The organism is Actinotalea subterranea (assembly GCF_008364845.1).
Taxonomy (GTDB): Bacteria; Actinomycetota; Actinomycetes; order Actinomycetales; family Cellulomonadaceae; genus Actinotalea; species Actinotalea subterranea.
On record NZ_VTTP01000001.1, the window covers coordinates 429,597 to 442,003 of the forward strand.

The window sequence follows — 12,407 nt, forward strand, 5'->3', positions numbered from 1 at the left end:
GCGGGTCAGGCCGGGTCGCCGCGCCCGACCACGCCCGCAGCGGCCGGCGAGCCCGCGGCGGGTCCGACCGGCTCCCCCGGCCGCCCCTTGGGCGCGGGCTTGGTCGCGGTCTTCGCGCGCGGCGCCGAGGCGTCGCGGAAGTCGGCGCGCGGGTCGTGCAGGCGTCCGAGCGCGACGAGCTCGCGGTGGAAGAAGAGCGCGAGGGTCCAGTCGAGGACGATCCGCACCTTGCGGTTGAAGGTCGGCATCTGCGCCATGTGGTACGTCCGGTGCATGAACCAGGCGAGCCGTCCGCGGAGCTTGATGCCGTAGACCTGCGCGACGCCCTTGCCCAGGCCCAGGGACGCGACCGTGCCGACGTGCTTGTGCTTGTACTCGCTCAGCTCGGCGCTGCGCAGGTGCTTCGCGAGGTTGTCACCGAGGTGCCGCGCCTGTCGCACGGCGTGCTGGGCGCTCGGCGAGCAGAAGGCGCCGGGGTGGGCCAGGTCGGGCACCGCCGCGCAGTCACCTGCGGTCCAGACGCCCTCGACGACGTCGCCGTCGGGCGTCGCGACCTGGAGCGTGGGCAGCGCGTGGACGCGGCCCATCGCGTCGAGCGGCAGGTCGGACTGCTCGAGCACCGGGTTCGCCTTGACGCCGGCGGTCCACACGATGGTCGCCGAGTCGAGCTCCACGCCGGTGGACGTCACGACGTGCCCGTCGACGCACGAGCTGAGGAACGTCGACAGGTGCACCTCGATGTTCCGCTTGCGCAGCTGCTCGAGGGCGTACCCGCCCATCTCCTCGCCGAGCTCCGGCAGGATGCGCGTCGATCCCTCGATCATGACGAAGCGCAGGTCGTCCGCGGAGATGCTGTCGTAGAAGCGCACGGCGTCGCGGGCCATGTCCTCGACCTCGGCGATCGCCTCGATCCCGGCGAACCCGCCGCCGACGAACGTGAAGGTCAGCATGCGGCGGCGCAGGGCGGGGTCCCACGTGGAGGCCGCGATGTCGAGCTTGGTGAGCACGTGGTTGCGCAGCGCGATCGCCTCCTCGACCTGCTTGAAGCCCATCGCCTGCTCGGCCAGGCCCGGGATCGGCAGCGTGCGCGCCACGGAGCCGAGCGCGACGACGAGGTGGTCGTAGGAGATCTCGTACTCGTCACCCTCGACGGGTGCGATCCGCACCGCGCGGTCCGCGTGCCGCACCTGGGTGACGCGTCCGGTGAGGACGTCGACGCCCTTGAGCTCGCGGCGGTGCGAGACCACGACGTGGCGCGGCTCGAGCGACCCGGCCGCGGCCTCGGGGAGGAACGGCTGGTACGTCATGTAGGACCGCGGGTCGACGACCACGATCGCCGCCTCGCGCCTGCCGAGCCGGCGGCGCAGGCGCAGCGCCGTGTAGAAGCCGACGTAGCCGCCGCCCAGGATGACGATGCGCGGGACCTTGCGCGCGCGGTCGCTCACGGACTGGCCGCCGGTCGCGAGGGACGTGTCGTGGCTCGAGGTCATGTTTGACACGGTAAGCGCGTGTGAATTCGTTCACAAGCGCTGTCCCGGGCAGCGGACGTGAGATCCGGCACAGTCATGGGATGACCTACCCGTCCGCGGCCACCGCCAGCGCCTCGGCCACGACGGTGTCGAGCATCGCCTCGGTCAGCCGGCCCGTCTGCGTGTTCTGCTGCGAGACGTGGTAGCACCCGACGACCTGCACCGCGACGCCGTCGGGCCGCGTCACGACGGCGCGCGCACCATGGCCGAAGCGGGGCGCCGGACGCGGGACGTCCCACCCCATCCCCCGCACCGCGCCCAGCGCCGCGTTCCAGCCGAAGGCGCCCAGCGCGAGGACGGCCCGCACCGTGCCCGAGGTGAGCTCGACCTCGCGTGCGAGCCACGGGCCGCACGTGTCCCGCTCGGCCGGCAGCGGGGCGTTCGCTGGCGGCGCGCACCGCACCGCGGCCACCATCCGGACGCCCTCGAGCCTGAGCCCGTCGGCCGCGTCCACGCTGAGGGCCTGGTTCGCGACGCCCAGCCGGTGCAAGGACGCGAAGATCCAGTCCCCCGAGCGGTCACCCGTGAACAGGCGCCCGGTGCGGTTCGCGCCGTGCGCCGCAGGGGCGAGCCCCACGACCAGGAGCGTCGCCCGCGGGTCGCCGAAGCCGGCCGCCGGGCGGCCCCAGTACGGCTCGTGGCGGAACATGCGCCGCTTGGTGACGGCGACCTCCTCGCGCCACGTCACGAGCCGGGGGCACGCGCGGCACACGGTCGACGCCGCGTCCACCTCCGCGAGGTCCTCGGCGCGTGCCGCGGCGCGCGCGACGTCGGCGGCCGAGCCGCACACGGGCGTCGTCAGGCCGGCCACGTCCCCGGGCCAGCCCGAGCCGGGCGGCACCGGGGACCCGAACGGCTCGCCGGTCCGGGGGTGCGGCAGGCGCTGGTCGGGCGTGGTCACGGCCCGATCATGCCCCCTCGGCCTGCGGGCCGCCCCGCGTCGGCTCAGCCGTCCCCCGTCGTCAGCGCCGCGTTCGTCACCGTCCCGCCGGTCGTCCTTCCTGCGTCGGACCCCTCGCCGCCGCCCGCGGTGCCCGCCGTCCCCGTGACGAGCGCGGGGGCCTGCGGGAACGGCCGGGGCGGCGTCCGGAGCGCCGAGCCGGCGGTCAGCACGCGCTTGCCGTCGCCGTCCTGGTCCCACTGGCTGAACGGGGCGCCCGTCATGGGGTACACGTTCCAGCGCGTGCGGCCGTCGGCGTCCTGGACGCCGGCGAACGACCACGGCTCATCCACCCCCGGGAGGAACCACTGCGACCAGCCCTCGTCGTACGTCGTGCGGACCTGCCGGCCCCGGTCGTCGAAGATCTGCACGTCCTCGAGCGGGTTGCCCTGCGCGTCGTACACGAACAGGTTGCTCACGAGCTGGCCGTCGACACGGACGCCGTCCTCGGGCGGCATCTGGACCGGGACCTGCGTCTCCACGTACACGGGGTAGCTGCTGCCGAGCCGCTGCTCGAGCATCGTGCGGGACTGCGAGAGCGCGAGCGGCAGCGCCACCAGGGCGATGATGTTGAAGAACGCGAGCGCCGGCCGGACCCACTCCCCGTCCCGGACCGCCGAACGCCCCGCCTGGACGGATCCCAGGACCACGACGACGAGCAGGACCCAGCCCAGCACGTCCTCGGGGACGAACCTCTGCGTGGCAGACGAGACCGAGGCCATCATCAGGCCGCCCAGGAGCAGCGTGAAGACGACCCAGCCGCGGACCATCCACCACACCGGGCGCAGGGTCGAGACGAAACCCGCGACGGCCTGCCAGAAGGGCGACGACCGCAGCGGCTCCGTCGCCCGGCGCGCAGCCCGCCTGACCGCCCCGACGAGCCTGCCGCCCCGTGCGACGACGCGGGCCGCGCGCCCGACGACCGGCGCCGCACCGGGCACGGCCGGCGGGATCCCTGCGGCGGTCCGCAGCTCACGCGCGTACTCGGCCGCCGGGCCGAACCTCAGCGTCAGGTCCATGAGCGAGGCGGCCTGCGGGTGACCGGTGACGCCGGCCACCGTGCGGGGAGGCACCTCTCCGGTCGCGACGGGCCCGAGCGGGTCCTCCAGCGCCTCCGCGAGATCGGCCTCGAGCCCGTCCGTCAGGTCGTCGACCTGCTCGGGCGGCAGGTCACCCAGGTGGCTGCGCACCGCCGCGGCATAGGCGGTCACGTGGTCGAGCAGCACGGTGGCGTTCATCGCAGGTCCCCCTCGGGCTCCAGCAGCGTCGTGAGTGTGGTCGAGAAGCTGTGCCAGTCCTTGCGCTGGGCCTCGAGCATCGCCCGGCCCTCCGCGTTGATGCCGTAGTACTTGCGGTGCGGCCCCTCGTCGGACGGCACCACGTAGGTGGTCAGCGCACCCGACGAGTAGAGCCGGCGCAGCGTCCCGTAGACGGAGGCCTCCCCGACCTCCTCGAGGCCCGCGGCGCGCAGGCGGCGGACCACGTCGTAGCCGTAGCCGTCCTCGTCGGCCACGACCGCGAGGACGGCGACGTCGAGCACCCCCTTGAGCAGCTGGGTCGTGTCCATCTGGCCTCCCTGTGGTCCGGTGCGGGACCGGGACCCTCCTCCGGGTCCCGCGAGACGCACACTACTCTCTGATCCGCAGTACCTGCGACAACGGACTACCGCGTGTCGCGAGAGGAACGGCTGCGTGCCGGACGCTGCGGCGCCTCAGACCCGCTCGGCGGCGCTCCACGTGATGCCGTCGAGGATGTCGTGCTCCGAGGTGACGACCGTGCGCAGCCGCCCGCCGGCCCGCCCGACCTCGGCGCGCACCCGGGACACCACGTCCGACCACACGAGCGCGCCCGCCCCGATGACGTCCACGCGCCCGGGGTGCATGTAGGGCTCGCGCTCACGGCGCTTGCGGCTCATCGTGAGCAGGGCCCGGCACGACGCGAGCACCGCGTCCGTGGCGAGGACAGCGCCGTCGATGCTCACGGGGTCGTACTCGTCGAGGTCGAGCGCGTGCGCCGTGACGGTCGTCACCGACCCCGCGAGCCCGACGAGCGTCGCCGCCCGCCCGAACGGGACGACCTTCGCGGCCGCGTCGAGCGCCGCGGCGACGTCCGCGCTGGCCGCAGCGATCTGGGCCGCCGTGGGCGGGTCGTCGTGCAGGTGCCGCTCGGTGAGCCGGACGCACCCGACGTCCATCGAGTAGGACGCCACCGGTGAGGTGGTGCCGAGCACGAGCTCGGTGGAGCCCCCGCCGAGGTCGACGACGAGGAACGGGCCCGGGTGCTTGCCGGCAAGCACCCCGGTGGCGCCCCGGAACGACAGCGCCGCCTCCTCCTGGCCACCCACGACCTCCGGCTCGACGCCCAGCGCGTCACGCACGCCGTCGACGAACTCCTGACGGTTCTCGGCGTCACGCGACGCCGAGGTCGCCACGAACCGGATGTGCTCGACGCCCAGCTCCGCGCATCGGGCGCCGTAGCGACGCGCCGCGTCCAGCGTGCGCTCCATCGCCTCGGGGGCGATGCGGCCCGTGCGGTCGACCCCCTGCCCGAGGCGCACGACCTCCATGCGCCGGTCGAGGTCCGTCAACGTGCCGGCCGCGAGGTCGACGTCGGCCACGAGGAGCCTGATGGAGTTGGTCCCGCAGTCGATGCCTGCCACGCGCGTCATGGGACAAGCCTGCCATCCGCGCGCGGCCGCTCCGGCACGTCCTGGCCGGGACCCTCCAGGTCCGGCACGGCGTGCACGCCCGTCGGCGGGCGTCGGGTCAGCAGGCGCAGCGGTCGGGTCGCCAGGTGTCGGCGATGAGCGCGAGCGCCCTGTCCCCGAGGACGTTCACGCCCGGTCCCACGGTGAGCGCGTGCCCGACGAGCACGTGCAGGCACTTCACCCGCGTCGGCATCCCGCCCGCCGAGATGCCCTCGATCTCCTCGACGACGCCGAGCTCGGCGCGCCGCCGCAGGTAGTCCTCGTGCGCAGCCCGGTGTGCAGCCGCCAGCGCCGGGTCGTCGACGAGACGAGCGGACATCTCGCGCATCACACCCGTGGCCTCGAGCGTCGAGACCGCAGCCACCGCACGCGGGTGCGTGAGGTAGAACGTCGTCGGGAACGGCGTCCCGTCCGGGAGCCGCGGCGCCGTGCGGACCACCGTGGGACGCCCGCACACGCACCTCGCCGCCACCGCGACGACTCCGCGTGGCGGCCTCCCGAGCTGCTGCTCGAGCGTCTCGAGGTCCGCCGCGCTCACGGCCTCTCCCCCGTCCGGCAGGGGCGCCGCGATGGCCTCACTCACCTGTGGGTCCTCCGACCTGGTCGTCCGTCTCGTCCTGCGTCGGCACCGGGGCCTGGCCCGCCACCTCGATCGACTCCCAGACCGTCGCGTACCAGGGTCGCAGCGCCCCACCGGCCGGAAGGGCGGGCCCCGCGACCACTCCACCCGCCGACGCGTCCGGCAGCACCTGCTCCTCCACCACGACGTCCTCGATCACCCGGTAGGAGGTCTCGCCGGGTCGCACGTAGGCGAGGCGGTCGCGCGCCTGCGCCGCGACGTACGCCGGGTCGTCCCACCGGGTGAGCTCGGCCTGGAGGTCCGCCTCGACCTGCTCCGCGTGGGCCACCTGCGCCGCGAGGGCGTCCAGCTCCGCACGCTGGCCGAGATAGGCCCGGACCGTCGGGAAGAGCATCGTGAAGCCGACGAGCGCCACGACCGAGAGCACGAGGGCACGGACGGACAGCAGGCGGGCGAGCTGGCCCGCGCGCCCTGGACGCTCGTCGCGGGACTGCGCCGCGCGCGCGGCACGTCCCTGCCGGCCGGCGGCCCGGGCCCTGCCCGGGGCCGTCGTCGCGGGGCCGCGTGCCCGGCTCGTGCGATCGGTGCGGTCCGTCGGCCGCGCCGACGGGGTCGCCACGGCCGGTCGTGCCGCGCCGCGCCGCGGAGCCGGCCGGTCCGCACCGACGCGGGCCTGGCCCTGCGCGGCGCCTCCGGACGCGGCCGCGCGGGAGCGCGGCGGCACGGGGCGACGGGACATGGGTCGATTGTGCCTCGCCGCCCCGGATGAGCCGGGGAGCCCGCCCGGGCGCGTTGCGTTCCGGCGTCCGGCAGGGCACCGGGGCGGCGCCGTCCCCGGCCCCGAGGCGCTGTCTCCGGCCCGAGGCGCCGTCCCGACGGCGACAGCGGCCCCGGCCCCGGGGCGACGCGCGCGCAGACGCAGCAAGGCCCGGTCGACGGATCGACCGGGCCTTGCTGGTGCTACGGCTGGATGTCAGCCGCGACGCGGGAAGGCGCTCGCCCCGGCGTAGCGGGCGGCGTCGTCCAGCTCCTCCTCGATGCGCAGGAGCTGGTTGTACTTGTTGATGCGCTCGCCGCGGGCGGGCGCACCGGTCTTGATCTGACCCGAGTTGGTCGCGACGGCCAGGTCGGCGATCGTGACGTCCTCGGTCTCGCCCGAGCGGTGCGAGACCATCGCGGTGAAGCCCGCGCGCTGGGCCATGGTGACGGCGTCCAGCGTCTCGGAGAGCGTGCCGATCTGGTTGAGCTTGACCAGCAGCGAGTTCGCGGCCTTGAGCTCGATGCCCTTGGCCAGACGCTCCGGGTTGGTGACGAACAGGTCGTCACCGACGACCTGGACACGGTCGCCGACCTTGGAGACGAGCTCCGACCAGCTGCCCCACTCGTCCTCGGACAGCGGGTCCTCGATCGAGACCAGCGGGTAGTCGGCGACGAGCTTCTCGTAGAACGCGATCATCTCGGCGGGCGACGTGGCCTTGCCCTCGAACTGGTACGCGCCGTCCTTGAAGAACTCGGTCGCGGCGACGTCGAGCGCGAGCGCGACGTCGGTGCCCGGCGTGAAGCCGGCCTTCTCGATCGCGACGAGGATCAGGTCGAGCGCGTCACGGTTGCTCGGCAGGTTGGGCGCGAAGCCACCCTCGTCGCCGAGACCGGTGCCCAGGCCCTTGCTCTTCAGCACGGACTTCAGGGCGTGGTAGACCTCGGCGCCGGTGCGCAGGGCCTCGCGGTACGTGGTCGGGCCGATCGGCGCGACCATGAACTCCTGGATGTCGACGTTGGAGTCGGCGTGCGACCCACCGTTGAGGATGTTCATCATCGGGACGGGCAGCACGTGCGCGTTCGGCCCACCGATGTAGCGGAAGAGCGGCAGGTCGGCCGAGTCGGCCGCGGCCTTCGCGACGGCGAGCGAGACGCCCAGGATCGCGTTGGCGCCCAGCTTGCCCTTGTTCGGCGTGCCGTCGAGGTCGATGAGCGCCTGGTCGACGAGACGCTGCTCCGTCGCCTCGAAGCCGATGAGCTCGGGGGCGATGTCGTCCATGACCGCGTTGACCGCGTCCTGGACACCCTTGCCGAGGTAGCGGCCCTTGTCGCCGTCACGGCGCTCCACGGCCTCGAACGCACCCGTCGACGCGCCCGAGGGCACACCGGCACGGGCGATCGTGCCGTCGTCGAGGGCGACCTCGACCTCCACGGTGGGGTTGCCGCGCGAGTCAAGGATCTCGCGGGCGCCTACGGCCTCGATTGTGGCCACGGAAGCTCCTTCGGACGATCGGTGAATGTGATCTCTGCCCTGGCTGCCGCCGTTCGCTCGGCGATCGGTCAGCGGCCGGTGTGGCGGGCCGCCGGTCCTCGTCAACCGGCCACGGCCCAGGGTAGTCGGGACTGACGTCCCGTGGGCGGGACGTTCGGCGCCGACAGCCCCGACGGCGTGTGTGTTCCCCCGCAGTTCAGCACGAGGACGCCCAGGCCGCGCGCCCGGTGCGCCCGGGCGCGCCGCGGTGGTGCTCAGCCCGCGTGGACCGCCTCGGCCGCCTGCGTGGTGAGGGCCGCGAGGATGTCGTCCACCCGCTGCTTGGCGTCGCCGAAGAGCATCGCGGTGTTCTCGCGGAAGAAGAGCGGGTTCTGCACGCCCGCGTAGCCCGTCGCCATCGAGCGCTTGAACACGACGACCTGGTGCGCCTTCCACACCTCGAGCACGGGCATGCCGGCGATGGGCGAGCCCGGGTCCTCGAGGGCGGCCGGGTTGACCGTGTCGTTCGCCCCGATGACGAGCACCACGTCGGTCTCGGCCAGGTCGTCGTTGATCTCGTCCATCTCGAGCACGATGTCGTAGGGGACCTTGGCCTCGGCGAGCAGCACGTTCATGTGACCGGGCAGGCGCCCCGCGACCGGGTGCACGCCGAACCGCACCTGGATGCCCTGGGCGCGCAGCCGCGCCGTCAGGTCGGCGACGGGGTACTGGGCCTTGGCGACGGCCATGCCGTAGCCGGGCGTGATCACCACGGACCGCGCCTGGACGAGCATCTCCGCGACCTCGGCCGCGGTGACCTCACGGTGCTCGCCCTGGTCAGCCGCGGGCGCCACCACGGTGCCGGTGTCCACGCCGAACCCGCCGAGGATGACGCTGATGAACGACCGGTTCATGGCCTTGCACATGATGTAGGAGAGGATCGCACCGGACGAGCCGACGAGCGCGCCCGTGATGATGAGCAGGTCGTTGCTCAGCATGAAGCCGGCGGCGGCCGCGGCCCACCCGGAGTACGAGTTGAGCATCGACACGACGACCGGCATGTCGCCGCCGCCGATGGACGCGACGAGGTGCCAGCCGAGCGCGAGGGCGACGACCGTCATGGCGATGAGCGGGGCGGCGGCGTTGTCCGCGATGAACCAGGCCATCAGGCCCGCGGAGGCGACGAGCGCCCCGAGGTTGAGCATGTTGCGGCCCGGGAGCATGAGCGGCGCGGAGCTGATCTTCGCCGAGAGCTTGAGGTACGCGACGATCGAGCCCGTGAAGGTGACAGCGCCGATGAGCACGCCGAGGTACACCTCGACCTGGTGGACGGCCTCGGCGGGCTCCGTGAAGTAGGAGTTGAACCCGACGAGCACCGCCGCGAGACCCACGAAGCTGTGCAGGATCGCGATCATCTCGGGCATCTGCGTCATCTCGACGCTGCGCGCACGCCAGATGCCCGCGCCGGCCCCGATCGCGAAGACGAGCGCGATGAGGAGCAGGGTCACCACGACCGAGCGCTCGCTGTTCTGCAGGCTGAGCACGACGGTCGCGGCCAGGGCCAGGACCATGCCCACCATGCCGAGCACGTTCCCGCGCCGGGCGGACTCGGGCCGGGACAGCCCGGCGAGGCTCAGGATGAACAGGACCGCGGCAAGCAGGTAGACGGCCTGCACCAGGGATGTCAGCACGTCAGCCTTCCTTCCGGAACATGTTGATCATCCGGTACGCCACGAGGAAGCCACCGAAGATGTTGATGCTGGCCACGGACGCCGCGACGAACGCGAGCGAGGAGACGAGCAGGTTGTCGGAGCCGATCTGCAGCAGCGCGCCGACGAGGATGATCCCCGAGATCGCGTTGGTCTGGGCCATGAGCGGCGTGTGCAGCGAGTGGCTGACCTTGGAGATCACGTAGTACCCGACGACCACGGCGAGCACGAAGACGGTGAAGTGGCCCTGGAACGCGGGCGGTCCCGCGGCGACCGCGGCGGCCATGAGCACGGCGCCGAGCGCGTAGAGGACCGACCTGCGCGTCCCGCGACGTCGGGCGTCGGCGGCGGCGACCTCGGCGAGGCGAGCGCGCTCCTGCGGGGTCACGACCGGTGCCGCGGGTGCCGCCTGCGCGGCCGAGACCTGGACGGGGGGCGGTGGCCACATGACCTCGCCCGCCGCGACGACGGTCATCCCGCGCTGGACCGGGTCCTCGAGGTCGAGGACGACCTCGCCGTTGCGCTCGGGCGTGAGCAGGGACATGAGGTTGACGACGTTGGTGCCGAAGAGCTGCGACGTGTGCTGCGGCATACGGCTGGTCAGGTCGGTGTAGCCGAGGACGACCACGCCGTTGTCCGTGACGACGCGCTCCCCGGGCACCGTGAGCTCGCAGTTGCCGCCGCCGGAGGCAGCCAGGTCGACGATGACGCTGCCGGGGCGCATCGCGGCGACCATCGCCGCGGTGATCGTCGTCGGCGCCTTGCCGCGCACGAGCGCGGTCGTGATGACGACATCGGCCCGCGCGGTCTCCTGCGCGTACATCTGCGCCGTGAGCCGCTCCTGCTCCTGCGTGAGCTCGGCCGCGTAGCCGTCCGCGCTCACGTCCTGCTGGGCCGCGGCCGCCTGGACGAACTGCGCGCCCATCGACTCGATCTGCTCGCCGACCTCGGGCCGCACGTCGAACGCGCGGACCTGCGCGCCGAGGCTGCCTGCGGCACCGATGGCCGCGAGCCCCGCGACGCCGGCGCCGATGACGAACACGCTCGCGGGCGCCGTCTTGCCTGCGGCCGTCACCTGACCGGTGAACATGCCGCCGTACTCCTCGGCCGCCTCGATGACGGCCCGGTAGCCGGCGACGTTGGACAGCGTGCTCAGCACGTCGAGCGCCTGGGCACGGGAGATGCGGGGCACCGCGTCGAGCGCAAGGGCCGTGACGCCGCGCTCGGCGAGCGCGGTCACGAGCTCCGGGTGGGCGGCCGGAGCGAGCATCGAGACGAGGGTCGCGCCCGGTGCGAGCGAGGCGAGGTCGGCGTCGGCCGGGGTGCTGACCGTCGTGACGACGTCGCAGGCCCACACCTCCGGGGCGGCGACGACTGTCGCGCCCGCCTCGGCGTACGCGACGTCCGGGAAGTTCGCGGCGGCGCCTGCGCCCTCCTCGACGACCACGTCGTAGCCGAGCTTGCGTAGCTGGGCGACCGTGCGCGGCGTCGCCGCGACCAGTCTCTCGCCGGGCCTGGACTCGCGGGGGACGCCGATCTTCACCGAGCACACTCCTGTCTGACCTGCCCACGCTGGCCGGGTGGCGCGACAACCTGGATGACCGTAGCGGCCCGCACCGCAGGCTCGCGGGACGTTCGGCTCAGGCCTCATCGTCCCACCCCCCTGACGTGCACCGGGACCGGTGAGACCGCGTCCCGGCAGCCGCCCCGGCAGACGTACCGGTGGGCCGGCCGACGGCGCCGGGGCGCGCCGGACCAGCCGCCCGCCCTCACCCGTCATGGCGAGCCGTGACGCGCGCGCGGGGCCACCCGGCGGCCCATGATCCCGTCCACCCGAGGGTCACGGAATGGTAACGATCTGGCACGAATGGGACCAAGTACCTAGTACTGGCCTTCTCGGGTGCCGCGAGCCGCTGGTAGGTATGGGCCCGCTCCCGACGGGGACGACGCGGGTGCGGCAACGACGCCGCACCGCCGACCCGCCGGGCGCTCCCGCTCGCCCCCCTTCACCACAACGAGGTGGTCATGACACGGAACGTCCTCGCGGGCACCGTCCTCGCCGCCGTCGCAGCCGCGACGGTCCTGCTCCCCGGCCTGCTCGGGCCCGACGTCCAAGGGGTCGCGCTGCTCGGTGCGGCGCTGGGCGGCGCCCTCGGGCTGGCGCCCGACGGCTCCGACCGTCCAGACCGGTCCGGCCCCGGACGCGTCGGCGCGTTCGCCCTCGGTCTCGGCGCGGCGTGGGTCGCCTACGTGCTGCGGGCCGCCGTGCTGCCCGACGCACCGTCCGGCCGCGCGGTGGCGGTCCTCGCCGTCGTGCTCGTGTGCGTCGCCGTCACCGCGGCCGCACGGGGCCGCGTGCCGCTCTGGGCGACCCTGCTGGGGGCGGCCGCGATGGCCGGCGCCTACGAGGCCCTGTACACCGCCGACCCGTCGGCCGTCCTGACGACGTCGCCCCGCGCGGCGACCGCCGTGCTGCTCACCGCAGGCGCCGGCTTCCTCGCGACCGCGCTGCTCGCGTCGCGGGTTCCGTCCCGGACCGCACCCGCCGCGACCGACGCCGCCGACGCTGCCGACGTGCACGACCGCGAGCGCGACGACGACCTCGACCTCCTCGCGGGCGCGGCCGGCCGCAACGGCCGCGGCGACCGCCTCGGCGCGCGGCGAGGACCGGCCGCGCCCGCCCCCTCCTTCGAGCCCACCCTGGAGCCCTGA

11 protein-coding genes are annotated in these 12,407 nt (G+C 73.8%); 1 reads left to right on the plus strand and 10 read right to left on the minus strand.

Annotated elements, in window-relative coordinates:
• Positions 1-5 precede the first annotated feature (5 nt).
• From FZ988_RS02000 to FZ988_RS02045, 10 genes are all read right to left on the minus strand, one after another.
• Positions 6-1,490: an NAD(P)/FAD-dependent oxidoreductase gene (locus FZ988_RS02000; protein WP_149202309.1), complete on the minus strand. Its 1,485-nt coding sequence runs from the start codon at positions 1,488-1,490 to the stop codon at positions 6-8.
• A gap of 85 nt (positions 1,491-1,575) precedes the next feature.
• Positions 1,576-2,430 (minus strand): uracil-DNA glycosylase, encoded by an 855-nt coding sequence (locus tag FZ988_RS02005; RefSeq protein WP_281287142.1) that lies wholly within the window; start codon positions 2,428-2,430, stop codon positions 1,576-1,578.
• Positions 2,431-2,474: 44 nt separating this feature from the next.
• Entirely contained in the window at positions 2,475-3,707 is a 1,233-nt protein-coding gene (locus tag FZ988_RS02010) for a hypothetical protein (RefSeq protein WP_149202310.1), read from the minus strand.
• A complete protein-coding gene (locus FZ988_RS02015) occupies positions 3,704-4,036 on the minus strand; it encodes a PadR family transcriptional regulator (protein ID WP_149202311.1) in 333 nt (110 codons plus the stop codon). Before FZ988_RS02015 ends, FZ988_RS02010 begins: the two co-directional genes overlap by 4 nt.
• 144 nt (positions 4,037-4,180) lie before the next feature.
• Positions 4,181-5,137, minus strand: coding sequence for a Ppx/GppA phosphatase family protein (locus FZ988_RS02020; RefSeq protein ID WP_149202312.1), 957 nt, complete (start codon positions 5,135-5,137; stop codon positions 4,181-4,183).
• Positions 5,138-5,234: 97 nt separating this feature from the next.
• A complete protein-coding gene (locus FZ988_RS02025; protein ID WP_149202313.1) occupies positions 5,235-5,759 on the minus strand; it encodes a DUF501 domain-containing protein in 525 nt (174 codons plus the stop codon).
• Complete coding sequence (locus FZ988_RS18860; RefSeq protein WP_149202314.1) at positions 5,752-6,495, minus strand: FtsB family cell division protein; 744 nt, start codon at positions 6,493-6,495, stop codon at positions 5,752-5,754. Before FZ988_RS18860 ends, FZ988_RS02025 begins: the two co-directional genes overlap by 8 nt.
• Before the next feature lie 234 nt (positions 6,496-6,729).
• Positions 6,730-8,007, minus strand: a complete 1,278-nt coding sequence (gene eno, locus FZ988_RS02035) for a phosphopyruvate hydratase (protein WP_149202315.1) — start codon at positions 8,005-8,007, stop codon at positions 6,730-6,732.
• Positions 8,008-8,261: 254 nt separating this feature from the next.
• Positions 8,262-9,677, minus strand: a complete 1,416-nt coding sequence (gene pntB / locus FZ988_RS02040) for a Re/Si-specific NAD(P)(+) transhydrogenase subunit beta (RefSeq protein ID WP_149202316.1) — start codon at positions 9,675-9,677, stop codon at positions 8,262-8,264.
• A gap of 1 nt (position 9,678) precedes the next feature.
• On the minus strand, positions 9,679-11,238 hold the full coding sequence (locus FZ988_RS02045; protein ID WP_149202317.1) for a Re/Si-specific NAD(P)(+) transhydrogenase subunit alpha: 1,560 nt from the start codon (positions 11,236-11,238) through the stop codon (positions 9,679-9,681).
• Positions 11,239-11,720: 482 nt separating this feature from the next.
• On the opposite strand from FZ988_RS02045, the gene FZ988_RS02050 reads away from it, so the two are divergent.
• Positions 11,721-12,407: a hypothetical protein gene (locus tag FZ988_RS02050; protein WP_188078937.1), complete on the plus strand. Its 687-nt coding sequence runs from the start codon at positions 11,721-11,723 to the stop codon at positions 12,405-12,407.